Here is a 24,426-nt window from a genome sequence, read left to right on the forward strand (position 1 = left end):
TCAGCGCCCCGGTTCGTCGTTCCACAGGTATTTATGCAGCTGCAATTGCAGGCGTACGGGCAGGTTATCGGCAACCACCCAGTCGGCCAGATCGCGCGCGTTCAGGTCGTGGTGGCTGGGAGAGAACAATACCTCACCGGCACGGCGATCAAGGCCGTACTGGATCAGCTTGGAGTTGGCCCAGTCGTAGTCTTCACGGGAACAAATCACGAACTTGACCTGATCGTTGGGCGTCAGCAGCTCGATGTTCTCGTAGCGGTTGCGGTGCACTTCCTTGGAGCCCGGCGTCTTGAGGTCAACCACTCGGCTGACACGCGGGTCTACAGCGGAAATATCCAGGGCCCCGCTGGTTTCCAGGGAGACCTCGTAACCGGCATCACACAGCTGTTTGAGCAAGGGGATGGCGTTGGGCTGGGCCAGGGGCTCGCCACCCGTTACACAGACGTAGCGGGGCCGGTAGCCGGCAACCTGTTCCAGGATGTCTTCGAGGGTGCGCACGGTGCCGCCACTGAAGGCGTAGGCGCTGTCACAGTATTGGCAACGCAAGGGGCAACCGGTCAGGCGCACAAAAACTGTGGGCAAGCCAGCGGTTCGCGTTTCACCCTGTAACGAGTAAAAAACTTCGGTGATGCGTAATGTGTCTTGCATAGTCGCCACGGGCGTAACAGCTAAACAGGCTGTCCGCCTCCGTCAGGCACTTCAAGGAACCCCGCCAACGCGTAGGCCCCAGGAAGCGTGTGTCATAAAAGGGCGTGGATTCTAACGAAAAAACCCGCGCCAGGCGCGGGTTTCTTCTAAACGGCTGCATCGCTTACAAGCGTTGCAGATCCCGTTGGGCCAACTGTGCAGCGGAGGTACCCGGATATTGGGCTACGACCTGCTGCAGAATGCCTTTGACCTTGTCGGTATGACCCAGGCGGCGTTCTACGTCAGCGAGTTTATACAGCGAGTCGGGCACCTTGGCGTGCTTGGGGTACAGCTGGCTGACCTTGGCAAATGCCTGGCCCGCCCCCTGCAGATCACCCTTTGCCAGATTCACCTCGCCCAACCAGTATTGGGCATTGCCCGCGTACTGGCTGTTTGGGTAGCGGCCCAGGAAGGCAGTAAAGGCTTTGCTGGCCTTATCGAAATCCTTGGCCTTGATCAGGTCGAAGGCTGCATCGTAATACAGCTTTTCCTTCGCCGGATCACCCGGTTCACTGCTGGCGGCAGGGGCCTGGCTCGCAGCGGCGGCCCCTGCTGCTGCACCACCGATAGCCGCGCTGGGCGCGCCACCGGCAGAAGAATTATCAGGAGTAGCGGCAGGTGTAACACCGGCTCCTATACGTCGATCAAGATCCTGGTAACGTTCCAGGCCTTCTTGCTTCAGCTGACGCACCTCATTTTGCAGAACTTCAATGGTGCCTTGTTGCTGCGCCAATTGATCCTGCATGCGTTGCAGCTGGTTGAACAGTTCGCCCTGTGCCGAGGGAGCGGACGTAGCCGCCCCCCCAGCATAGGCGCCGTTCGTGCCATAACCCGCTGGCGGATAGCTACTCCCGCTATTGTTATAGCCAGAGTTGCTGTCTTCCACAGGAACCGCAGCCCACACCGCAAGCGGGGCGAGGCTGAGAGCCAATACAGTTAGAGCACGACGGCACGTTCGCATGACGAATTACTTACGCAGTTCGACGCGACGGTTTTGAGCCCAGGACTGCTCGTCGTGGCCAGTAGCAACTGGACGCTCTTTACCGTAGGAAACCAGTTCCAGTTGGCCTGGAGCAACACCTTGCAGTACCAGGTAGCGCTGAACGGCTTTCGCACGACGCTCGCCCAGTGCCATGTTGTACTCACGAGTACCACGTTCGTCAGTGTTACCTTCCAGAACAACGCGAGCGCCGTTAGCTTTCAGGTCCTTCGCGTGAACGTCCAGAGCGCGCATGGCTTCTGGCTTCAGGTCCGAACTGTCGTATTCGAAGTAGAAAGTGGTGATAGCGCGCAGAGCAGCTTCTTCGCTCAGGGAGCCGTCAACTGCACCAGTGTTAGCGCCGTAACCAGCGTTTGGATCAACAGCTGCGCCTTCACCGGCATTGTCGCCGCCTTTAGACGAGCAACCAACGGCTACGGACAGAGCCAGAGCCAGAGCAGCAAACTTACCAAACTTCAGCATTTCCATCGTGAAACTCCTAATGAACCCCAGTGTGTTAAGTACTTCTTTTTGTAGCGCCGCGTCAGTTCAGGTAAGGGGACCAGGACGGTTCTCTGACTTCGCCTTGTGCGGTAGGAAGCGGGAGCCTTACGCGTCCATTAATGGACACGAGCATCAAGACTCCCCGGCCCTGCTGGCGGGTGGCGTAGATTACCATGGTGCCGTTGGGCGCAACAGTAGCTGACTCATCAAGGTTGGTATCTGTGAGGATTTTTACCGTTCCACGCTGCAAATCCTGGGCCGCAACCCGGAAATTAGTGAAACCATCCTGACGGTGAATCATCACCAACGTCTTTTCATCAGCCGAAAGCTTAGGATTGGCGTTGTAGTTACCGATAAAGGTCACGCGTTCCGCACCCCCGCCGCCAACGCTGGTCTTGTAGATCTGTGGCTTGCCGCCGCGGTCCGAGGTGAAGTAGATGGTCGAACCATCCTTGCCCCAGAACGGTTCGGTGTTGATACCAGGACCGCTGGTCACGCGGCTGATCTGGCGCGAAGCCATGTTCATCACATAGATGTCCGGGTTGCCGTCCTTGGACAGTACGAATGCCAGGCGCGAACCATCCGGCGACCAGGCCGGTGCACCGTTGAGGCCTTCGAAGTTGGTGATCTGCTCACGACGGCCAGTATCGATGTGCTGGACGAAGATACGCGGACGCTTCTGTTCGAAAGACACGTAGGCAATACGCTTGCCGTCCGGCGCGAAGCGCGGCGACAGGATTGGCTCACGGGATTGCAGCAAGGTCACTGCCCGCGCACCGTCGTAGTCCGAACGCTGCAGGGTATAGCGAGTGTTGTCTACGGAGAAACGCTCGGCCGTTACATAAAGCAGGCGTGTCGAGAACGCACCCTTGATACCGGTGAGCTTTTCAAACGACTGGTCCGAGATGTAGTGGGCCATGTCGCGCAGTTGTTCGGCGGTACCCGATACGCTGCCGGTCAGGACCTGCTGCTCGGTGGCCACGTTGAACAAGGTGTACTGGATCTGCAGGCGACCGCCGGCCGGCGTGATGCTGCCGACCATCAGGTACTGCGCGCCCACCGCTTTCCAATCACGAAAGATGACTTCGCTGGCCTGGGTCGGCTGGCTGATCATGTTGCCTTTCGGAATCGGTGCGTAGTAACCGGAATTGCGCAGGTCGTCGCTGACGATCTGGGCCATGTCGTCCGGCAGAACGCTGCCGCCCTGCCAGCCAAACGGCACTACCGCGATCGGGGTGGCCCGATCGCTGCCGCTGGTGACCAGGATGTTCTTTTCATCCGCCGCCGCTATCCCTGCCATACAGCAAATAACGACAAGCATTCCTCGAAGAAGGTTTCTCACAAGGCTAGATCCTCAGGTGTGAATGTCATCTTGAATGAACGATAGGGAGCGAAGTCGCTTGGTTTCATTCCCTGCATCTCGGTCAACCGGCCAATATTCTTGACCGCGGCAACCGCCGAACTGTCGAACGAACCGTCACCACTGGACTTGGCCACGCTGACCGAAGTCACCGTACCGTCCGGCAACATGCCGATCTGCAGCACTACTGTCATGCCTTTGCGTGCCGAAGGTGGACGTGTCCAGCCTTCTGCTGCCCGTGCCCGAATCAGGTCGTCGAAACTGCCCGCGACTTCATCGCCACGTTCATCGGCCAAGGCTTGCTGACGCTGCGGCGTGTCGGAGAGCAAATCTGCCAAGGCCTGGGCCTTTTTCTCTTCGGCGGATTTACGCGCTGCTTCCTGGGCCTTTTTCTTGGTGGCATCGGCGGCAGCTTTCTTCTTCGCGTCGTCGGCGATTTTCTTCTTCGCCTCGTCTGCTTCAGCTTTTTTCTTGGCGTCTTCGGCGGCTTTTTTCTTCGCGTCTTCGACTATTTTCTTCTTGGCGTCTTCAGCGGCCTTTTTCTTGGCCTCTTCTTCGGCAGCCTTCTTGGCTTCTTCTTCAGATTTCTTCTTGGCTATATCAGCCAATTGTTTCTCTTCAGCTTTTTTAGCTTCGGCAGCTTTCTCGGCTTTCTTGGCTTCATCAGCCTTTTTCGCCTCGTCGGCCTTCTTGGCTTCGTCAGCCTTTTTCGATTCCTCGGCCTTTTGAGCCGCCTCTTCTTTCTTTTGTTCCGCAGCAGCCTTCACCGCTTCCTGCTCGACCTTCTTCTGTTCCATCTGTTCGACTTCAGTCTGGCGCGCAGCCGACTTCTGGGCCTCCCCCGCAATCTTCTGATTGGTCTGGGTGGTGGCCTGGCTTTTCGATTTCAGCTGATACAGGGTCGCCTGCACGATCGGCTTGGCTGGCGGCAGGTCCGGGGTCATGGCAAAGCTGACGAACAGCATGCCAAAGACCAGGACGTGCAGGGCAATTGCCCAGACGCTAGGCCAGAAGAAGCTTTCCGAGGCGGACGGCTCTCGCTGTTGGTGCATCAGGGCGCCTCGGTAATCAAGCCAACGTTACCGACGCCGGCCTTCTGCAGCCCGCCCATGGCGCCCATGACGGAACCGTAGTCGACCGACTTGTCGCCGCGGATGAACACCTGGGTGTGCTTGCCGCCTTCGTTGCCGGAGCGAATGATCTTGGTCACCGCATCGGTCATCGCCGGCAGGGTCAAGGCCTTGTCCTGTTGCTTCTGGGTGTCGACTTCGCTGCCAAGGTTCCAGTAATAGGTCTTGTCAGCCTTGATCGAAATGGTCAGGACCTGAGTGTTGTTGTCCTGCGGCAAGGCTTCACTGGAAACCTTGGGCAGATCAACCTTCACGCCCTGGTTGAGCATCGGCGCGGTCACCATGAAGATCACCAGCAGCACCAGCATCACGTCGATGTAGGGCACTACGTTCATCTCGGCGACCGGCTTGCGCTTTTTGCGAGCTCGAGCGATTAAAGCCATTGGGAATTACCTGCTTATTCTTCGCTGGTGTGCACTTTACGGTGCAGGATCGCCTGGAACTCATCGGCGAAGGTGTAGTAACGGCCGATCAACGTTTCGCTGGTGGCAGCAAAGCGGTTGTAGGCAATTACTGCGGGGATAGCGGCGAACAGGCCGATCGCGGTGGCGATCAGGGCTTCGGCAATACCCGGGGCCACGGTGGCCAGGGTAGCTTGCTGGGCCTGGGCCAGGCCACGGAACGAGTTCATGATCCCCCACACGGTACCGAACAGGCCGATGTACGGGCTGACGGAACCGACGGTAGCGAGGAACGGCAGGCTCTGCTCCAGCTTCTCTTCTTCACGGGAGATGGCGACGCGCATGGCACGGGCCACGCCTTCCATGACCGCTTCCGGATCAACACCCGGCTGTTGGCGCAGGCGCGAGAACTCCTTGAAGCCGGCGCGGAAGATCTGCTCGACGCCCGAGTCCGGGTCCGGATTGCTGCCGGCCTGGCGGTACAGCTTGGACAGGTCGATACCCGACCAGAAGCGCTCTTCAAAGCTCTCCAGGGCACGTCGACCGGCGCGCAGCAGGTTGCTGCGCTGAAAAATCATGACCCAAGAGGTAACCGATGCGGCTACCAGGGTCAGCATCACCAGTTGAACCACGACACTGGCATTGCTGACCAGGCTCCACATGGAGGAATGGTCGACGACGGTAGGTTCCACGCTAAATCTCCTGCTTTGATTGTTTACCCGCGCCGCTCACGGCGGCAAAGGCCGCACGTAGAGTTTCGGGAATGGCCCGAGGTTTCAAACTGTTGGTGCGCACACACGCCACCAGGAACTGCCCCTCACAGAGCAGCGTTGCATCCGTTGCCCGCCTGACCTGCTGCTTGAAACGCAGGCTGGCACGGTTCAATTCGATTACTTCAGCGCTGACCAGCAACTCGTCGTCCAGTCGCGCCGGTGCGTGGTAGCGCGCCTCGCTGGAATGCACGACAAATAACAGGTCCTCCCCTGCCAGCTGGGATTGGGCAAAGCCCAGCTCCCGTAGCCGCTCGGTACGAGCCCGCTCCATGAACTTGAGATAATTGACGTAATACACGATGCCGCCGGCATCGGTGTCCTCGTAATAAACGCGACAGCGATGTGCGAACGACTGATCCCCGTTTTGCGCGCGCATACTCTAGTGCTTACTCCTCAGGTTGCCAATCCGCTGGGGCAACTGTTTTTTCATTCTCGAAAAACATATCCAGTGACTGAATGACGACGCCAGCCACTAGGACAGCACAAACATCGAATAAATCGACTGGCGTGAAGCTTTTAATCGTCCACTGCATCAAGGAATTCGTCTACCGCGGGCATCTCACCCAATCGTGACGGAATGTTTAGCCCGAAGTGCAGATAGGCATGGCGCGTCACCACTCGCCCCCTTGGCGTGCGCATGATATAGCCCTGCTGGATCAGGTACGGCTCCAGCACATCCTCGATGGTATGGCGCTCTTCACTGATGGCCGCCGCCAGGCTGTCGACACCCACCGGGCCGCCGTCGAACTTCTCGATCATGGTCAAGAGTAGACGTCGATCCTGATGATCGAAGCCGTGCTCGTCCACATCCAGCAGGTTCAGGGCCAGGTCCGCCACGGCCTTGGTGATATGCCCCTTGGCCCGGACTTCGGCAAAGTCACGCACGCGACGCAGCAGGCGATTGGCAATCCGTGGCGTGCCCCGGGCCCGACGGGCAATTTCGAACGCGCCTTCCGGGTCCAGGGGCAAGCCAAGAATACTGGCCGAACGGCTGACGATGGTCGCCAGATCGGCGGTGCTGTAGAACTCAAGACGTTGAACAATGCCGAAACGGTCTCGCAGCGGGTTGGTCAACATGCCCGCGCGCGTGGTCGCGCCCACCAGCGTAAACGGTGGCAGGTCGAGCTTGATCGAGCGCGCCGCCGGGCCTTCGCCGATCATGATGTCGAGCTGGAAATCTTCCATCGCCGGGTACAGGACTTCCTCGACGATTGGCGAGAGCCGGTGGATTTCGTCGATAAACAGCACATCGTGCGGTTCGAGGTTGGTGAGCAAGGCAGCCAAATCACCTGGCCGCTCCAGCACCGGGCCGGAGGTGGACTTGATCGACACGCCCATTTCCTGGGCAATGATGTTGGCCAGGGTGGTTTTACCCAACCCTGGAGGACCGAAGATCAGGGTGTGGTCAAGGGACTCACTGCGCCCGCGCGCGGCCTGGATAAACAACTCCATCTGCTCGCGCACGGTAGGCTGGCCGATGTATTCGGCCAGGCTCAGGGGACGGATGGCGCGGTCCTGGACTTCTTCACGGTCGCGCGGGCCGGTGGCCGCGATCAGACGATCAGCTTCAATCACTTAAATCATTCCCTTCAGGGCTCGGCGGATCATGTCTTCGCTGCTCAGGTTCTTGTCCTTGATGGCCGAGACGGCCTTGCTGGCCTCCTGGGGTTTGTAGCCCAGGGAGATCAGCGCACTGACGGCGTCGCTTTCAGCACTCGCGACCTGGCCCGCCGGCATGTCCGGCTGGTTCGGCACCAGGGCGAACATGCTCGGCACCACCTCCCAGGCCTTGAAGCGGTCCTTGAGTTCTACCAGCAGGCGCTCGGCGGTTTTCTTGCCCACGCCCGGCACCTTGGTCAGCGCCGAGGTGTCCTGGGCCGACACGGCACGTACCAGCTCATCCACTTCCAGGCTCGACATCAACGCCAGGGCCAATTTAGGCCCCACGCCATTGAGGCGAATCAACTCGCGGAAGAAGTCGCGGTCACGCTTGCCAATGAAACCATAGAGTAGTTGCGCATCTTCGCGCACCACCAGATGGGTATGCAGCGTTATGGGCTCACCGACCGACGGCAGGCGATACAGGGTGGTCATGGGCACTTCCAGCTCATACCCCAACCCGTTTACATCCAGAATCAGGTGCGGCGGCTGTTTCTCAGCCAGGGTGCCGCGCAAGCGTCCAATCACGGTTCAGATCCTTAAAGCTTGGGGTCAGAGCGAGGCCTGACCGGAAATAACGATTGCGCTGATGCTATCAGAGACGCAGGCGCCCGCCACGACTGCGTGCCGTGCCCAGGCCGTGAGGCAGCAGGCTGGAGCGCGTGTGCGCATGGCAAATGGCAATGGCCAGGGCGTCGGAGGCATCGATCTGCGGCTTTGAGGTGAGCTTGAGCATGTGCATGACCATCATCTGCACCTGCTCTTTATTGGCCGCGCCGGTGCCGACCACGGACTGCTTGACCTGGGTCGCGGTGTACTCGGCGATCTCCATGCCCTCCTCGGCGCCGGCGACGATGGCCGCGCCACGGGCCTGGCCGAGCTTCAACGCCGAATCTGCGTTTTTTGCCATGAATACCTTTTCGATGCCCATGGTCACCGGTCCGTAGGTCTGGATCACTTCACGCACGCCGCGATAGACGATCTGCAGGCGCTCAGCCAACTCACCTGCACCGGTACGGATACAGCCCGAAGCAACGTAGACGCAGCCGCGCGGGGTGTGTTGCACCACACCAAAACCGGTGATGCGCGAACCGGGGTCGATACCTAGGATTAAAGTCATAACGCCTGCAGGTCGGATAAACACATTTTTTGATACACCGTAGTTCTAATGTGGGAGGGGGCTTGCTCCCGATGGCGATCGTCCAGTTAGACATAGGCTGACTGATACACTGCCATCGGGAGCAAGCCCCCTCCCACATTTGGATCTACGTCATTCTTCAGCCTAGCTGTTCGGCCACGGATTCCGGAATGTCGGCGTTGGAATACACGTTTTGTACATCATCCAGGTCTTCGAGCATATCGAGCATCTTCAACACCTTCTGTGCGCCGTCCAGGTCCAGTTCGGCACTGGTGGTCGGCAGCATCACGATCTCGGCGTCGGAGCCTTTGAAACCGGCCGCTTCCAGGGCATTACGCACGGCGTAGAAGCCGGCGAACGAAGTAAACACGTCGATGGAGCCATCTTCATTGGTCACCACGTCGTCGGCATCCGCCTCCATCGCCGCTTCCATCAGTGCGTCTTCATCCACACCCGGCGCGAAGGAGATCTGCCCCTTGCGTTCGAACAGATAGGCCACCGAACCGTCAGTCCCCAGGTTGCCGCCACACTTGCTGAACGCATGACGCACGGCGGCGGCAGTACGGTTGCGGTTATCGGTCATGCATTCGACCATCACCGCCACGCCACCCGGGCCGTAGCCTTCGTAGGTCAACTCGACCATGTCGTCGGTGTCGGCAGCGCCGGCCCCACGGGCCACGGCACGGTCGATAATGTCACGACTCATGTTGGCGCCGAGGGCCTTGTCCAGGGCCAGGCGCAGACGCGGGTTGGAGCCCGGGTCACCACCGCCCTGGCGGGCAGCGACCGTCAGCTCACGGATCCACTTGGTAAAAATCTTGCCTTTCTTGGCATCCTGACGCTCTTTGCGGTGCTTGATGTTCGCCCACTTGGAATGGCCAGCCATAACACAACTCCGAAATTCTCTAGAAACCTTATCAACCCCACCCCGGGTGGGATACACCCCTTGTAACGCAAAGGCGCATCCGAAGATGCGCCTTTTTAGACTGCGTAAACCTCAGTGCGCTTTCACGCAGCAGCCTTACTCAGCCTTCGGCGTCTCGCGCAGGCGAATATGCAGCTCGCGCAATGCCTTGGCATCCACCACACCCGGAGCCTGGGTCATGACGTCCGCAGCACTCTGGGTTTTCGGGAAGGCGATCACTTCACGGATCGACTGGGCACCGGTCATCAGCATCACCAGGCGGTCGAGGCCGAAAGCCAGGCCACCGTGGGGCGGCGCGCCGTATTTCAGGGCGTCGAGCAGGAAGCCGAATTTCTCTTCCTGTTCCGCTTCGTTGATGCCCAGCAGGCGGAAGACCGCTTGCTGCATCTCTTTGCGGTGGATACGGATCGAACCGCCACCCAGCTCAGTACCGTTCAACACCATGTCGTACGCGCGGGACAGCGCGCCTGCCGGGTTGGCTTCCAGCTCTTCGGGCGAGCACTTCGGCGCGGTGAACGGGTGGTGCAAGGCGCTGAAGCTGCCGTCATCGTTCTCTTCGAACATCGGGAAGTCGACGACCCACATCGGTGCCCACTTGCAGGTCAGCAGGTCCAGGTCGTGGCCCAGCTTGATCCGCAGAGCGCCCAGGGCTTCGCTGACGATCTTGGCTTTGTCGGCGCCGAAGAACACGATGTCGCCGTCGACCGCGCCCACGCGATCCAGGATCACATTGAGGTTGGCTTCCGGGATGTTCTTCACGATTGGCGACTGCAGGCCTTCAACACCCTTGGCGCGCTCGTTGACCTTGATGTACGCCAGGCCCTTGGCACCGTAGATGCCGACGAACTTGGTGTAGTCGTCGATCTGCTTGCGTGGCATGCTCGCGCCGCCAGGCACGCGCAGGGCGGCGATGCGGCATTTCGGGTCGTTGGCCGGGCCGCTGAACACCTTGAAATCAACTTCGGTGAGCTGGTCGGCCACGTCCACCAGTTCCAGCGGGTTACGCAGGTCTGGCTTGTCCGAACCGTAGCGGCGCATGGCCTCTTCGAAGGTCATGTGCGGGAATTCGCCGAACTCCAGGTCCAGTACTTCCTTGAACAGGTTGCGGATCATCTGCTCGGTGATGCCCATGATCTCTTTCTCATCGAGGAAGCTGGTCTCGATGTCGATCTGGGTGAATTCCGGCTGGCGGTCGGCGCGCAGGTCTTCGTCGCGGAAGCACTTGGCGATCTGGTAGTAACGGTCGAAGCCAGCCACCATCAGCAGCTGCTTGAACAGCTGCGGCGACTGCGGCAAGGCGAAGAAACTGCCGGCGTGGGTACGGCTAGGCACCAGGTAGTCACGCGCGCCTTCCGGGGTGGCCCGGGTCAGGATAGGCGTTTCGACGTCAAGGAAGCCGTTCTCGTCGAGGAAGCGGCGGATGCTGGTGGTCATGCGCGAACGCAGGCGCAGCTTCTCGGCCATTTCCGGACGACGCAGGTCCAGGAAGCGGTAGCGCAGGCGGGTTTCTTCGCCGACGTCGGAGTATTCGTTCAACGGGAACGGCGGGGTTTCCGATTCGTTCAGTACTTCCAGCTCGTAGCCCAGCACTTCGATCGCACCGGACGCCATGTTCGCGTTCACGGCACCGGCCGGACGCAGGCGAACCTTGCCGGTGATCTTCACGACGTACTCGCTGCGCACACGGTCAGCGGCGGCGAAGCTCTCGGCGCGGTCCGGATCGAATACCACCTGGGCCAGGCCATCACGATCACGGATATCGAGGAAGATCACCCCGCCGTGGTCGCGGCGACGGTGAACCCATCCGCAAAGGGTGATTTCCTGACCATCCAGGGTCTCGTTCAGTTGGCCGCAATAGTGGCTGCGCATCATGGTAGTGGTTTCACTTCTCGTAATTCGAAATTCGGTGGAGGCCTGCCTCGTCACCGTACATTAAAGCAGGGGACGGATAATGCAGGAGCCTGCGCATGGAGTTCAACTCAGTCTGCTTTGTCGCCGCCCGCCAGGTTCTTCTTCGAACCGGTTTTGAAATCGGTCTCGTACCAGCCGCTGCCGCTCAGGCGGAAGCCCGGCATGGACAACATCTTCTTGAGCTCGGGCGCCTGGCAGGCCGGGCAATCGACCAGCGGCGCTGCGCTGATCTTCTGGATGGCTTCCAACTGATGTCCACAGGAAGCACATTGATAGTCGTACATGGGCATGGCGATGTCTCGGCGGTCGATCGTTACTGTGCCGCGCCCGCTCCTGATAGAGAGCAGAGGGAGAAAGCCCCGGCAGCAGCAAAGCGCGGGATTATATCTGGTAAATCAAGGCAGCGCAGCCGGCTTTCTGCCCGGAGCCTGGTCCACCTCCACGGCGGACCTGCCCCGGGACGTGCCGATTACTCAAGGTTGGCTGAGACGGCACGGCCTTTTAACAGATGAACCACACACACCACCCTGACCAACCCACTGAAGTTCTTCACTCCTCCATACCGGAGGTGCACTTCCCGATCGACATAGGACAGCAATGCGCTGACAGAGCAGGCATTGATCCTGGCTATTTCCGTGAGGATATTCCAATAGATCTGCTCAAGCCGAAGACAAGTGGAAAACCCATTGAGCCTTACCGATCGGGACAATGGCTTGGCCAGCCCCATATCGAACCCCTTGGCGAAGGGGTCGACGCTTATCTTGTGGAAACCACCGGTTTCCATCACTCCCACATCCACTCCACGTGACATACACCTGACACTCCATTGCCAAACAACAGCCCATGGGCTCTCCCATTGGACAATGGCCCTATAAGACAGCAGGACGAAGCAGGCAGCCAGAAGACGGGGCGTTGATAGGCGTAGGACAACGCCAGGAAATGCGTGGAAACAAGCAAGTGGCGCCACAACGGCGCCACTGTGGGTGACGTTTACTGGTTTTCGAGCAGGGAGCGCAGCATCCACGCGGTTTTCTCGTGAACCTGCATGCGCTGGGTCAGCAGGTCCGCGGTCGGCTCATCGCTGACCTTATCGAGCAACGGGAAAATACCGCGTGCGGTACGCGTGACCGCCTCCTGGCCCGCCACCAGTTGCTTGATCATCTCTTCTGCGCTGGGAACGCCCTCTTCTTCCTTGATGGAGGAAAGACGGGCGTAGATCGAATAGGCGCCCGGTGCCGGGAAGCCCAGGGCACGGATACGCTCGGCTATGGCGTCCACCGCCAGCGCCAGTTCGTTGTACTGCTCTTCGAACATCAGGTGCAGTGTACGGAACATGGGGCCCGTGACGTTCCAATGGAAGTTGTGGGTCTTCAGGTACAGTACATAGGTATCGGAGAGCAGTCGTGAAAGCCCATCGACGATGGATTTACGATCTTCTTCACTGATACCGATATCGATTGCCATGTTTATCCCCTTCAATTGACAAGCATTCATTGATCAGGTGCACGACCACTCTAGCAAGAGCGGGGCAGAGACGCAGCCCGACACCTTCGGGCGACATGCGGCAAAACGCCCCTGCACGACCTGTCAGCCCGTGCAGTACAAGCCTTTGTGCACGTCGGAAATTTCTTTTAAGGCCGCAAGAAACCCCTGCACATGTCTAGGACAAGCGTTTCACGCAGAAATGCCACGCCTCTTTCAACCGCGGAAAATGCTCGATTTGAGTAGGCACGGCCTTTGCTGTTAAATAGGCAGCGTGTCGCCGTCGTTAATTTCCACGGCAAGCGGCATAGGCTGATACCCGCGCGCGTGCCCAACGCCTCCCATTGTTCAGAAGCGAACCGTGCCAGTCAGCTCTTCCTTGTGATCCGTCTTAACGTGAGTTAATCAAAATGTTGAAAATCGTCCACCTGCTAACGGGCGTTGCAGCGTTGCTGCTGTCCTTTATCCCGAGCCTGCAGCCTGAAAGCCTGCCCTACCTGCAACAACACGACGCTCTGTACCTGGCCTTGTTCGGCCTTCTTAACCTGACGCTCGCTCCCGTAATCCCTTACTGGAACAAAGGCACACGTCATCAACTGCAAAACCTGGTCAGCGCACTGCTGGTACTGACCGTTGTCGTACAAACCCTCACCCTCCTGGCACCTATGCCTGAAGTGGGCGGCCATCCGGCCATCCTGCTCAGCCTGGTGATTGCTGTGGTCGCCATCGTTCTTCACCTGGCCATCAGCTTCTACCGTTCGTCCCCGGCGGCCGCGTCGCAAAACTACGACATGACCAATCGGGATACCGGTACCGTCAAGTGGTTCAACACCTCCAAAGGCTTCGGCTTTATTTCCCGCGATTCGGGCGACGACATCTTCGTCCACTTCCGGGCTATCCGTGGCGAAGGTCATCGCGTCCTGGTGGAAGGCCAGCGCGTGGAGTTCTCCGTGATGAATCGCGACAAAGGCCTGCAAGCCGAAGACGTGATCGCTGCCCTGCCGCGTCGCTGATTCCAGCCTTCGCAGCAAAAAAAACCGCGATCCAGCCTGGCTGGGTCGCGGTTTTTTTATTGCCCTCGGATTAATAGTGCGGTGGCGGCGCCTCTTCTTCGGACGTCTCGAACTGGCCGCCCATTTCTTCCTGACGCTTGAGCAGCGCGGTCATCTGCAGTTGCAGGCGCTCAACCGCGCGCTGCTGGGCGACCAGGATGTCATTGAGGGTCTCGATGGTGTCGTCCTGAAAGGCCAGGCGGCTCTCCAGATCGGTAACGCGGTCTTGCAAGTCCATGGTTCAACCCTGGGTAAAGATAAAGTCGGCAGGCAGCAACGCGCGCAGGCGCACACGAATGGCCGCCACTTGCTCTTCAGTGTACGGCTGGGCCGGATGCTTGCCCCAAACCGGCGCAGGCCACGCGGCGTCATCACGCTTGCGTACGATCACATGCACGTGCAATTGGCTGACGACATTGCCCAGCGCACCGATATTCATCTTGTCGGCGCCCAGGCCTTCGTTGAGTAACTGCGCCAGCAGCGTAGTTTCCTTCCAGAGGATCTGTTGATCTGCGACATCCAGCTGAAACACTTCGCTGATACCGTTGATGCGTGGCACCAGGATGAACCACGGGTAATTCGAGTCATTGGACAGCAGCAGGCGGCACAACGGGAAGTCCCCGATCACCAGTGTGTCTTGTTGCAGGCGTTGATCTAAGGCGAACACCACGGGCACTCCGTTTGGCAGGTCAAGTTCTGGCGCCCAGCATACCTTTGAATGCAGGCGGCTTCACGGCGAATGCGGGGGAGCCCGGCGCATCCGGAGAAAAACATCGCACCCTTTCGATGCAGGCGAATAATTGAGCTACGCTAACTCGGGCCTCACCGGGATGCACCAAAATGACCCACTTGTGCCTCAAAGAGATCCGCCAACTACCCACTCATGGGGGTGGACCGGTAACGTTTTTCTCGGGCAAGGTTTTTTTGCACCCCCGAACAGCGGTAACACACGGGCGTCAAGCCCAAACCAAACGGCGTAAAAAGCCCGTGCTTATGCGGTTTTTACCCCGTCGTAACGTTTTTCACGAAAAAATGACATTCAGTTACCGGTTTGGGCGCGCTTGTTGCATTCACCCCCCTATCGTCGACAACGGCACCTGCAGGGAAGTGAGTGTTTCGCGATAAATAACAGTGGCGTTTCAATGTATACCAAGGAAGACGACAAACGCTGAACGGCGTTTGAAAACAGCATTGAAGTTGTCAGTCCCGTTACATTCGGACTGTGAATTTGCGACATGGAACTAGCAATTTACGACAGCCTCGTAAAGAAGCTGAAAGGAAAGATGGGTAAGTATCGTCAATAGAGTCTGCGTGATATAACTTTGCGCCGACACAAAAAAGAAAGAGCCGCCCAGATAAAAATACAGGTGGGACGGCAGTACTCTTCCTAAAACCAAAGGAGCAAATCACGATGCGCGTGATGAAGTGGAGCATGATCGCCCTGGCTGTTTCAGCAGGCACCTCGCAGTTCGCAATGGCGTCCGCCCAGGACGATTCCAAGGGCTTTGTTGAAGACAGTACGTTCAGCATCAATACTCGCGCGCTGTACTTCAGCCGCGATTTCCGTAATGAACCAGCGAACGGCTACGCCACGGTCAACGGCAAGCGCAAAAGCCGTGCTGAAGAAACGGGCTTGGGCTTCAATGCACTGTTCGAATCGGGCTTCACCCAAGGCACTATCGGCGTCGGTTTCGATGCAATCGGCCTGCTGGGCGTCAAGCTCGACAGTGGCAAGGGGCGCGCAGGCACCGGGCTGTTCCCCACCGGTTCCGACGGTCGTTCGCAAGACGACTACTCCAAAGGCGGCGGCGCCATCAAGTTCCGCTTCTCCAACACCGTGCTGAAAGTCGGTGACCAATACACCACAGCCCCTGTGTTCGCTTCCGACGACAGCCGTCTGCTGCCGGAACTGCCACAAGGTATCTCGATCACCAGCAACGAGATCAAGGGCCTGAAACTGGAAGGCGGCCACTTCACTTCCAGTGTTGCGCAGAACCAGACGTTTCATGACAGCCTGGGCCTGACCAAGACCGACTTTGTCGGCGGTGTATACTCGTTCACTCCAGAGCTCACCGGCAGCCTGTACTACGCTAAAACCGAAGACTACTTCCGCAAGTACTACAGCAACGTGAACTGGACCCACGCGCTCAGCGATGACCAGTCCTTCGCTCTGGACTTCAACATCTACGACACCAAGAGCGACGGTGCCGGCCTGCAGCGCGCCGAAAAAGATGGCACGACCAAGCTCGACAACCGCGCGTTCAGCTTGCAGGGCGCCTACACCATCGGCGCTCACACGTTCACCCTGGCAGCCCAGAAGGTTACCGGCGACGGCGACTACGGCTACGGCGTAGACGGCGGCGGCACGGTCTTCCTGGCCAACTCCGTTGCCCGTTCCGACTTCAACGCCGAAGGCGAGAAGTCCTACCAGGCACGTTACGACATCAACATGGCAACCTTTGGCGTTCCTGGTTTGAGCTTCATGACTCGTTACATAACCGGTAGCGGCGCCGACACCGGCACCACTAACAATGGTAAAGAGTGGGAACGCGATATCGAAGCCAAGTACGTGATCCAGAGCGGTCCAGCCAAAAACCTGAGCCTGCGTCTGCGTCAAGCGACCTATCGCTCCGGCGATGGCGTGTACTACGGTTCGCCTTCGATCGACGAACTGCGTCTGATCGCAAACTACCCGCTGAACATCTTGTAATTGCCGGTTCAATTACAACGATGACTTAAGGCCCCGGCCTTAAACAAAAAAGCCGCTCCCCTGTTTACAAGGGAGCGGCTTTTTTATTGCAGTTTTATTTCAACGAATAAATAACTAGCAAGCTAACTAACGAGATTCAGGTGACACGTTTAACCTGACCTTTCGGCCAAGTTAAACGCGCTTCTTTCACTTACTTCGGAGCTGCTTCCTGCATCACTCGAATAACGCGCTGCGGAAATGGAATATCAATCCCCGCTGCCTTTAAACGATCACGCGCCAGTTCATTCAGCATGAACACTACATCCCAATAATCCGGGGTATTGGTCCAGCAGCGCAGGGAAACCGTGATCGAGCTATCGCCCAGGGTCGACACCACGGCCACCGCAGCAGGATCCGTCAGTACGCGCGGATCTTTTGCCAGGTCCAGCAGTACTTCACGGGCCTTTTGCAGATCCGCCTCGTAGTCCACACCCACGTCAAACACCACCTTGCGGGTCGGCTGACGGTTGGTGTTGGTGATGATGCCGTTGGACAGGATGCCGTTGGGCACGATGACGGTTTTGTTGTCACCGGTACGCAGCACGGTGTGGAAGATCTGGATGCTATCGACGGTCCCGGAGGTGCCCTGGGCTTCGATCCAGTCACCAATGCGGAACGGGCGGAACAACAGGATCAGCACGCCACCGGCAAAGTTGGCCAGGCTGCCTTGCAACGCCAGGCCGATGGCCAGGGTAGCGGCACCGATGGCAGCCACGAACGAGGTCGTCGCCACGCCGATCATCGAGGCCACGCTGACAATCAGCATGACTTTCAGCGCAATGTTCGCCAGGCTGGTGATGAAGTGCTGCAGCGCCAGGTCCGCGTTACGCATGGCCAGCAGGCGGCCCACGCGATGGGTCAATACGTTGATCAGCCACCAGCCAATGGCCAGGGTGATCACCGCCAGCAACACCCGGCTGCCGTATTCCATGATCATCGGGATCCATGACTGCGAGGTCTTGATCAAGTGATCCATTTCAGCGTTTAAATCCATGTAGCTTCTCCTGTATGGCGGATGTGCGGCTTATTGACTGCCTGAAAACGCAAATGAGCCCCGTAGGGCTCAAGAGCAGGCGCTGGCTCTGGGGCGTGGGACGCCGAAAACGCCCGCAGGTTCCCCAATGTGCCATCAGTCGCGGAAGTTATTGAACTGCAGCGGCATGTCGAAGGTCTTGGCGCGCAGGGCGGCAATGGCGTCCTGCAGGTCATCACGCTTCTTGCCGGTGACACGAACCTGCTCACCCTGGATGGCCGCCTGGACTTTCAGCTTGGCATCCTTGATATGGGCGACGATCTTCTTCGCCAGCTCCTTGTCGATACCTTCCTTGAGTACGGCTTCCTGCTTCATCAGCTTGCCGGAGGCGTAGGCGTCCTTGATTTCAAGGCACTGCGCGTCGATCTTGCGCTTGACCAGCGACAGCTTGAGGATCTCGATCATCGCTTCCAGCTGGAAATCGGCTTCAGCGGTCAGGTTGACGGTCAGTTCCTTTTCCTTGAATTCGAAGCTGCCCTTGCCTTTCAAGTCATAGCGGCGGTCCAGCTCCTTGACGGCGTTCTCGACGGCGTTGGTGACTTCGTGTTTGTCCAGTTCAGATACCACGTCGAACGAAGGCATGTGATTTCTCCAATATAAGGGGCGGGTTCAGTAGAGATGGAGCGCGCCCGAGCTAAAATGCCGGGGCATTATAGCGGTTCTTTCGTCCCGTTCACTGTGAGCGAACCTGCGGAGCAAAAACTGATGTCGACCACCTGGCATATTCTCGGCGCGGGCAGCCTGGGCACACTGTGGGCCACCCGCCTGGCTCGTGCCGGCTTGCCCGTCAGGTTGATCCTGCGCGATGCCGCGCGCCTGGCCAGCTACCGGGCTTCACCCGGCTTGACCCTGGTGGAACACGGCGTCGCCCACACCTACCCGGTGTTCGCCGAAACGCCCGACAGCCCCGAGCCGATTCATCGCCTGCTGGTAGCGTGCAAGGCCTACGACGCCCAGAGCGCTGTCGCACAACTGCAACACCGCCTGGCACCGGACGCCGAGCTGATCCTGCTGCAGAACGGCCTCGGCAGCCAGGACGCGGTGGCCGCGCAACTGCCCCAGGCGCGCTGCATTTTTGCCTCCAGCACCGAAGGCGCGTTTCGCGACGGTGACTGGCGCGTGGTGTTCGCCGGCCATGGCTACACCTGGCTGGGGGACGCGAGCCACCCTACCCCACCGCGGTGGCTGGACGACCTGCACGCTGCGGGCATCCCCCACGAATGGAGTACCGACATCCTGACGCGCCTGTGGCGCAAACTGGCGCTCAATTGCGCGATCAACCCGCTGACGGTGCTTTACCAGTGCCGCAACGGCGAATTGCAGAACCATCAATGTGAAGTCGCGACCCTGTGTGCCGAGCTTGGCGAACTGCTGGAATGCTGCGGCCAACCCGCCGCCGCGCTGGATCTGCACCAGGAAGTGGAACGGGTCATCCAGGCCACGGCCGCCAATTATTCCTCCATGTTCCAGGACGTGGCCAACGCCCGCCGCACCGAAATCAGCTACTTGTTGGGCTATGCTTGCCAGGCGGCCGCCCGACACCAATTGAGCCTGCCCCATGTGCAACAACTGCAAGTGCGCCTGGTCGAGCAGTTACTTGCACGCGGATTGCCCCGCGACTGAGGCACGCGCTACCCTGCCCGCCTGTCTATCACCTGGGAAAACCCTGATGCCGCTGCGCCAGCGTCTAGAAAACCTACCGGTCGGGCAGAAACTGCTGGCCGCCCTGCTGGTGCTGCTGACCACCGTCCTGCTGGTGGCCAACCTGACCTTTATCAGCGCCGCCTACTGGATCTCCCAGGAAAGCATGGCGCCCCAGGCCTTGCAGGCCATCGGCCGGCTGGTCTCCAACCCGGCCCTCGCCGCCGAAGCCCTTGAATCCCCGGCCAAGGCCGATGCGCTGCTCAATGAACTGACCAGCTATTCGCCCCTGCGCGCCGCCGCCCTGTACGACGGCGAAGGCAACCGCCTGGCGCAGATGCAACACGGCGATCGCCTGCACCTGCCGGACAACTACCGGCATATCGAAGCCTGGCGAGTGACCGAATTTCGCAGTAACCAGGTCATCACCCTGCCCCGTCCCGGCCAACCGTCCGGCCACCTGCTGCTGGTGGCCAGCAGTGAGCTGCCGGTGGCCTTCTATACCGGCACATTGACGGCGAGCCTGGGCATCCTGATTTTCAGTGTGCTGCTGTGGTTGATCATCGCCCGGCAGATCAAACGCCTGATCACCCGGCCGATCCATGAACTCGAAGAGCTGTCACGCCAGGTGACCCGCGAAGAGAACTACGCCCTGCGCGCCGGCCCAGGCAACCACGACGAAATCGGCAGCCTGGCCGAAGCCTTCAACACCATGCTGTCGCGCATCGAAGCCCGGGAGCAGCAGCTCAAGCGCGCGCGGGACGATTCCCAGGCGGCCTACGACCAGGCACAAGGCCTGGCCGAAGAGACGCGCCACACCAACCGCAAGCTGGAGCTGGAAGTCCAGGTACGCAGCAAGATCGAGAAAAAGCTCACCGGTTTCCAGAACTACCTGAACAGCATCATCGACTCGATGCCTTCGGCACTGATCGCCCTGGACGAACAGCTCTACGTCACCCAATGGAATCAGGAGGCCACGGCCCTGTCCGGCACACGCCTGGACGAAGCGCTGAATCAACCGATCTACCTCGCCTTCCAGCCGCTCAAGCCGTACCTGCCGCAGATCAAGGCCACGGTGGAACAACACACCGTGGAACGCATCGAGCGCGTCACCTGGATCAAGGACGACGAACCCAAGCATTACGCCCTGACCTTCTACCCACTGATGGGCGGTGCCGGGCGCGGCGTGGTGATCCGTATCGACGACATCACCCAGCGCCTGTCACTGGAAGAGATGATGGTGCAGTCGGAAAAAATGCTCTCCGTCGGCGGACTTGCCGCCGGCATGGCCCACGAGATCAACAACCCGCTGGGGGCGATCCTGCATAACGTGCAGAACATTCGCCGGCGCCTGTCCCCCGACTTGCCCAAGAACCTGGAACACGCCGAGCAGGTGGGGGTTGAGCTGGACACCGTCAACCGCTACCTGCAAAGCCGCGAAGTGCCGCAACTGCTCGACGGTATCCAGCAGGCGGGGGCACGGGCGGCGAAAATCGTCACCCACATGCTCAGCTTCAGCCGCCGCAGCAACCGGCAGATGGCGCCTTGCGACTTGCCGGCGCTGATCGACCAGGCGGTAGAAATCGCCGGTAACGACTTTGACCTGGCCATTGGCTTCGATTTCAAGGGCCAGGCGATCATCCGCCAGTTCGACCCACAACTGGGCCCCGTGCCCGGCACGGCCAACGAACTGGAACAGGTGCTGCTCAACCTGCTGAAAAACGCCGCCCAGGCCATTCACCTGCGCGAGGACGACAGCGAACCGGGGCGCATCATCCTGCGCACGCGCCTTAACCCGCCGTGGGCGGAAATCCAGGTGGAAGACAATGGCATCGGCATGAGCGAAAACGTGCGCAAACGCACCTTCGAGCCGTTCTTTACCACCAAGGAAATCGGCCAGGGCACCGGGCTTGGGCTATCGGTGTCGTACTTCATCATCACCAACAACCACAAGGGCCAGATGGAGGTGCATTCCACCCTCGGCCAAGGCACCTGCTTCACCTTGCGCCTGCCCCTGGCGGGCCAACTGCCACCTTACGAACTCACCCAACTGGAGCACTGACCATGGGCTTTCGCCTGTCGAAGATTTACACCCGCACTGGCGATAAAGGCGAAACCGGCCTCGGCGACGGCCGCCGCGTGCCCAAGGACCATCCCCGGGTGGAGGCCATCGGCGAGGTCGATACGCTCAATAGCCAGTTGGGGTTACTGCTGGCGTATCTCGAAGCCCTCGGCGGGCAGCATCCAGGCTTACAGGACGTGATCGAGGTGCTTACGCCTTGCCAGCATCGATTGTTCGATCTGGGTGGGGAGTTGGCCATGCCGGAGTACAAGGCATTGAACGCAGCGGAAGTGGATCGGCTGGAAGCGGCGATCGATCGCTGGAACGAAGAGCTCGGGCCCCTGGAGAATTTCATCCTGCCCGGTGGTTCAGCGCTGATTGCCCAGGCCCATGTGTGCCGCAGCCTGGCGCGCAGTGCCGAGCGGCGCTGTCAGCACCTGAATGCTGTCGAGCCGTTGGAAGGGGTGGGGTTGGCGTATATCAATCGGCTGTCGGATTTGCTGTTTGTGGCGGCAAGGGTGATTGCCAGGCGCCAGGGGGTGGCGGAAGTGTTGTGGCAGGCGGCGGCGAAGCCACACTGATGATGATTCGGTGACTGATAGGGCCTCATCGGGGGCAAGCCCCCTCCCACACTTTGATCACATTCCAAAGTTGGAACCCGGTCGAATGTGGGAGGGGGCTTGCTCCCGATAGGGCCCTTCAGAACAGCATCAAACCTCAGGCCAGAACGCCCGAATCCCTGCGACACCTTGAGCGCCGGCTTCCCAAGCCTGTTCCCGCTCAGCAGGCCCTACCCCACCCAACAGAAACACCGGCTTGCTGAACCCACGGATCAACTCTGCCGCCTGTTCCCAGCCCAACGGCTGCGCATCGGGATGGGTCTGGGTCGGCTGCACCGGCGACAGCGTGACAAAATCCACGTCCATCAACTCCGCCAACGCCAATTCTTCCACGTTATGGCATGACGCCGCCAACCAGCGGTCCTTCGGCAACGGCCGGCCCTTGCTCGCATATTTACGCAGTTGGGCCGAGGTCATATGCCAGCCGGCTGCCGGAAAGTCCCCGAGCCATTCAAACGGTCCCTTGAGCATCAACTGCGCCTTACCGGCGCACAGGCCCACCGCATCTACCGCAAGGTCGCGGTACTTGGGGTCGTAACCGTTGGGCGCCCGCAGCTGGATCAGCTTAATGCCACCGGCGATAGCCTTCTGGATCCCGCGCAAGAGCGTGGGCGTTTCCAGCTCGCCCGGCGTGATCAGGTAGTCGGCCGGCAAGCGCGCAGCCGCCACGATTGGCGCATTGGCGGCCGGGAACTCATAGTGGGGCAGATCGCGCGGGGCCACCCATTCCAGCGGTTGTCCCTCGGCACCGTGGGGCTCGCCGGTAAAAGCCGAGACTTCCCAGACATCCAGCAACACCTGCTTGTCCGGGTAGTCATGCTGCACCTTGATCAGCGGTCGCGCCGTGGTGACCTGGATACCCAGCTCTTCCTGCAACTCACGGGACAGGGCCGTGGCGACCGACTCATCGGCCTCCACCTTGCCACCGGGAAACTCCCACAGGCCGCCCTGATGCTGGGTATCGGCACGGCGCGCCAGCAGGATCCTGCCGTCGACACCGCGGATCACCGCTGCTGCTACATGCACTCGTTTCACCGCGCTTATCCTCTTCTATCAGGTGCGGTATTCCGCATTGATCTTCACGTACTCGTGGGACAGGTCGGTGGTCCAGATGGTTTCGCTGCACTCACCGCGACCGAGTTCGATGCGGATGGTGATTTCTTCCTGCTGCATCACCGCCGAACCCTGGGCTTCGGTGTAGGTCTCGGCACGGGCGCCACGGCTGGCGATGCATACGTCGCCAAGGAACACGTCGATCTTGCTCACATCCAGGTCCGGCACGCCGGCACGGCCGACGGCAGCCAGAATACGGCCCCAGTTCGGGTCGGAGGCGAACAGCGCGGTCTTGATCAGCGGCGAGTGCGCCACGGTGTAGCCGACATCCAGGCATTCCTGGTGGTTGCCGCCGCCGTTGACTTCAACGGTCACGAACTTGGTCGCGCCTTCACCGTCACGCACGATGGCCTGGGCCACGTCCATGCACACCTCGAACACCGCCTGCTTCAACGCCGCGAACAGCGGGCCGCTGGCCTCGGTGATTTCCGGCAGGTTGGCCTGGCCGGTGGCGATCAGCATGCAGCAGTCATTGGTGGACGTATCGCCGTCAATGGTGATGCGGTTGAACGACTTGTTGGCGCCGTCCAGGATCAGGCTGTGCAGCACATCGCGGGAAACCTTGGCGTCGGTGGCGATGTAGCCAAGCATGGTGGCCATGTTCGGGCGAATCATGCCCGCGCCCTTGCTGATACCGGTCACGGTAACCGTTACGCCGTCGTGCACGAACTGGCGGCTCGCGCCTTTTGGCAGGGTGTCGGTGGTCATGATGCCGGTGGCGGCTGCCGCCCAGTTATCCACAGACAGGTCGTCCAGCGCGGCTTGCAGGGCGCCTTCGATTTTTTCGACCGGCAACGGCTCACCGATGACGCCGGTGGAGTATGGCAGCACTTGGCTGGCGTCCACGCCGGCCAGTTGGGCCAGCTTGGCGCAGGTACGTGCGGCGGCGACCAGCCCAGGCTCACCGGTACCGGCGTTGGCATTGCCGGTGTTGGTCAGCAGGTAACGAATCGAGCCGGCAACACGCTGCTTGGCCAGGATCACCGGCGCGGCGCAGAAGGCGTTGAGGGTGAACACGCCCGCAACGGTCGAGCCTTCGGCACAGCGCATCACCACCACATCCTTGCGCCCTGGGCGCTTGATGCCGGCCGAAGCGATACCGAGCTCAAAACCGGCAACCGGGTGCAATGTGGGCAAAGGACCAAGACCAACAGCCATGAATGCGCTCCTTAAAAATAGGTGATGTCTGTGCCGTCGTGATCGACGG

At 59.8% G+C, this 24,426-nt stretch carries 27 protein-coding genes; 5 read left to right on the forward strand and 22 right to left on the reverse strand.

Annotated features, from left to right (window positions below):
• The 16 genes from queE to J3D60_RS15045 all read right to left on the reverse strand — a co-directional run bounded on the left by queE (nt 1) and on the right by J3D60_RS15045 (nt 12,931).
• A complete protein-coding gene (queE, locus tag J3D60_RS14970) occupies nt 1-648 on the reverse strand; it encodes a 7-carboxy-7-deazaguanine synthase QueE (RefSeq protein WP_027605545.1) in 648 nt (215 codons plus the stop codon).
• A gap of 163 nt (nt 649-811) precedes the next feature.
• A complete protein-coding gene (ybgF, locus tag J3D60_RS14975) occupies nt 812-1,648 on the reverse strand; it encodes a tol-pal system protein YbgF (protein WP_027605544.1) in 837 nt (278 codons plus the stop codon).
• A 6-nt stretch (nt 1,649-1,654) separates the two neighbouring features.
• Nucleotides 1,655-2,155, reverse strand: a complete 501-nt coding sequence (pal, locus tag J3D60_RS14980) for a peptidoglycan-associated lipoprotein Pal (RefSeq protein WP_003209827.1) — start codon at nt 2,153-2,155, stop codon at nt 1,655-1,657.
• Between the two features lie 55 nt (nt 2,156-2,210).
• On the reverse strand, nt 2,211-3,491 hold the full coding sequence (gene tolB, locus J3D60_RS14985) for a Tol-Pal system beta propeller repeat protein TolB (protein ID WP_043293513.1): 1,281 nt from the start codon (nt 3,489-3,491) through the stop codon (nt 2,211-2,213).
• Nucleotides 3,492-3,508: 17 nt separating this feature from the next.
• A complete protein-coding gene (gene tolA, locus J3D60_RS14990) occupies nt 3,509-4,582 on the reverse strand; it encodes a cell envelope integrity protein TolA (protein WP_053135848.1) in 1,074 nt (357 codons plus the stop codon).
• Nucleotides 4,582-5,034, reverse strand: a complete 453-nt coding sequence (tolR, locus tag J3D60_RS14995) for a protein TolR (RefSeq protein WP_161793227.1) — start codon at nt 5,032-5,034, stop codon at nt 4,582-4,584. The genes tolA and tolR overlap by 1 nt, the downstream gene beginning before the upstream one ends.
• Nucleotides 5,035-5,057: 23 nt before the next feature.
• Nucleotides 5,058-5,753 (reverse strand): protein TolQ, encoded by a 696-nt coding sequence (gene tolQ, locus J3D60_RS15000; RefSeq protein ID WP_015885609.1) that lies wholly within the window; start codon nt 5,751-5,753, stop codon nt 5,058-5,060.
• Between the two features lies 1 nt (nt 5,754).
• Nucleotides 5,755-6,210, reverse strand: coding sequence for a tol-pal system-associated acyl-CoA thioesterase (ybgC, locus tag J3D60_RS15005; RefSeq protein ID WP_032890914.1), 456 nt, complete (start codon nt 6,208-6,210; stop codon nt 5,755-5,757).
• 140 nt (nt 6,211-6,350) lie between these two features.
• Nucleotides 6,351-7,409, reverse strand: a complete 1,059-nt coding sequence (gene ruvB, locus J3D60_RS15010) for a Holliday junction branch migration DNA helicase RuvB (RefSeq protein ID WP_005790907.1) — start codon at nt 7,407-7,409, stop codon at nt 6,351-6,353.
• On the reverse strand, nt 7,410-8,021 hold the full coding sequence (gene ruvA / locus J3D60_RS15015) for a Holliday junction branch migration protein RuvA (protein ID WP_003175802.1): 612 nt from the start codon (nt 8,019-8,021) through the stop codon (nt 7,410-7,412).
• Between the two features lie 67 nt (nt 8,022-8,088).
• A complete protein-coding gene (gene ruvC, locus J3D60_RS15020; RefSeq protein ID WP_027605540.1) occupies nt 8,089-8,613 on the reverse strand; it encodes a crossover junction endodeoxyribonuclease RuvC in 525 nt (174 codons plus the stop codon).
• Nucleotides 8,614-8,770: 157 nt separating this feature from the next.
• Nucleotides 8,771-9,517 carry a YebC/PmpR family DNA-binding transcriptional regulator gene (locus J3D60_RS15025; protein WP_027605539.1) on the reverse strand — a complete coding sequence of 249 codons (747 nt, stop codon included), beginning with the start codon at nt 9,515-9,517 and terminating at the stop codon, nt 8,771-8,773.
• A 135-nt stretch (nt 9,518-9,652) separates the two neighbouring features.
• The gene (aspS, locus tag J3D60_RS15030) at nt 9,653-11,428 is read right to left on the reverse strand and encodes an aspartate--tRNA ligase (RefSeq protein WP_027605538.1); all 1,776 of its coding nucleotides are present in this window, start codon (nt 11,426-11,428) and stop codon (nt 9,653-9,655) included.
• A gap of 107 nt (nt 11,429-11,535) precedes the next feature.
• On the reverse strand, nt 11,536-11,757 hold the full coding sequence (locus J3D60_RS15035) for an FmdB family zinc ribbon protein (RefSeq protein ID WP_010208103.1): 222 nt from the start codon (nt 11,755-11,757) through the stop codon (nt 11,536-11,538).
• Nucleotides 11,758-11,936: 179 nt separating this feature from the next.
• Nucleotides 11,937-12,278 carry a ribbon-helix-helix domain-containing protein gene (locus J3D60_RS15040; RefSeq protein WP_065939167.1) on the reverse strand — a complete coding sequence of 114 codons (342 nt, stop codon included), beginning with the start codon at nt 12,276-12,278 and terminating at the stop codon, nt 11,937-11,939.
• Between the two features lie 179 nt (nt 12,279-12,457).
• Nucleotides 12,458-12,931, reverse strand: a complete 474-nt coding sequence (locus J3D60_RS15045) for a Dps family protein (protein WP_027605536.1) — start codon at nt 12,929-12,931, stop codon at nt 12,458-12,460.
• Nucleotides 12,932-13,359: 428 nt separating this feature from the next.
• On the opposite strand from J3D60_RS15045, the gene J3D60_RS31300 reads away from it, so the two are divergent.
• Nucleotides 13,360-13,962 carry a cold-shock protein gene (locus tag J3D60_RS31300; protein ID WP_005790922.1) on the forward strand — a complete coding sequence of 201 codons (603 nt, stop codon included), beginning with the start codon at nt 13,360-13,362 and terminating at the stop codon, nt 13,960-13,962.
• Between the two features lie 70 nt (nt 13,963-14,032).
• Here the strand turns inward: J3D60_RS31300 and J3D60_RS15055 are convergent, their stop codons facing one another.
• Nucleotides 14,033-14,239 carry a SlyX family protein gene (locus J3D60_RS15055; protein ID WP_027605535.1) on the reverse strand — a complete coding sequence of 69 codons (207 nt, stop codon included), beginning with the start codon at nt 14,237-14,239 and terminating at the stop codon, nt 14,033-14,035.
• 3 nt (nt 14,240-14,242) lie between these two features.
• Nucleotides 14,243-14,668, reverse strand: a complete 426-nt coding sequence (locus J3D60_RS15060; protein ID WP_115487253.1) for an HIT domain-containing protein — start codon at nt 14,666-14,668, stop codon at nt 14,243-14,245.
• A 744-nt stretch (nt 14,669-15,412) separates the two neighbouring features.
• Here J3D60_RS15060 and J3D60_RS15065 point away from each other — a divergent pair.
• Nucleotides 15,413-16,711 (forward strand): OprD family porin, encoded by a 1,299-nt coding sequence (locus tag J3D60_RS15065; RefSeq protein WP_065939168.1) that lies wholly within the window; start codon nt 15,413-15,415, stop codon nt 16,709-16,711.
• Nucleotides 16,712-16,901: 190 nt separating this feature from the next.
• On the opposite strand, the gene J3D60_RS15070 is transcribed toward J3D60_RS15065, so the two are convergent.
• A complete protein-coding gene (locus tag J3D60_RS15070) occupies nt 16,902-17,744 on the reverse strand; it encodes a mechanosensitive ion channel family protein (protein ID WP_027605532.1) in 843 nt (280 codons plus the stop codon).
• A 135-nt stretch (nt 17,745-17,879) separates the two neighbouring features.
• Nucleotides 17,880-18,365 (reverse strand): YajQ family cyclic di-GMP-binding protein, encoded by a 486-nt coding sequence (locus J3D60_RS15075; protein ID WP_053135814.1) that lies wholly within the window; start codon nt 18,363-18,365, stop codon nt 17,880-17,882.
• A gap of 123 nt (nt 18,366-18,488) precedes the next feature.
• Here J3D60_RS15075 and J3D60_RS15080 point away from each other — a divergent pair, with 123 nt between their 5' ends.
• Genes J3D60_RS15080 through J3D60_RS15090 form a run of 3 tightly spaced genes read left to right on the forward strand, consistent with a single transcriptional unit; the run spans nt 18,489 to nt 22,067 of the window.
• Nucleotides 18,489-19,406, forward strand: coding sequence for a putative 2-dehydropantoate 2-reductase (locus J3D60_RS15080; RefSeq protein WP_253491863.1), 918 nt, complete (start codon nt 18,489-18,491; stop codon nt 19,404-19,406).
• Between the two features lie 46 nt (nt 19,407-19,452).
• Nucleotides 19,453-21,486 (forward strand): PAS domain-containing sensor histidine kinase, encoded by a 2,034-nt coding sequence (locus J3D60_RS15085; protein WP_065939169.1) that lies wholly within the window; start codon nt 19,453-19,455, stop codon nt 21,484-21,486.
• A 2-nt stretch (nt 21,487-21,488) separates the two neighbouring features.
• Nucleotides 21,489-22,067, forward strand: coding sequence for a cob(I)yrinic acid a,c-diamide adenosyltransferase (locus tag J3D60_RS15090; protein WP_027605529.1), 579 nt, complete (start codon nt 21,489-21,491; stop codon nt 22,065-22,067).
• 129 nt (nt 22,068-22,196) lie between these two features.
• Here the strand turns inward: J3D60_RS15090 and J3D60_RS15095 are convergent, their stop codons facing one another.
• A complete protein-coding gene (locus tag J3D60_RS15095) occupies nt 22,197-23,141 on the reverse strand; it encodes a Nudix family hydrolase (RefSeq protein WP_253491866.1) in 945 nt (314 codons plus the stop codon).
• An 18-nt stretch (nt 23,142-23,159) separates the two neighbouring features.
• Nucleotides 23,160-24,377, reverse strand: a complete 1,218-nt coding sequence (gene argJ / locus J3D60_RS15100) for a bifunctional glutamate N-acetyltransferase/amino-acid acetyltransferase ArgJ (RefSeq protein WP_027605527.1) — start codon at nt 24,375-24,377, stop codon at nt 23,160-23,162.
• Nucleotides 24,378-24,426 lie beyond the last annotated feature (49 nt).

This window comes from Pseudomonas sp. S3E17 (assembly GCF_024168685.1).
In the GTDB taxonomy this organism is placed as follows: Bacteria; Pseudomonadota; Gammaproteobacteria; order Pseudomonadales; family Pseudomonadaceae; genus Aquipseudomonas; species Aquipseudomonas marginalis.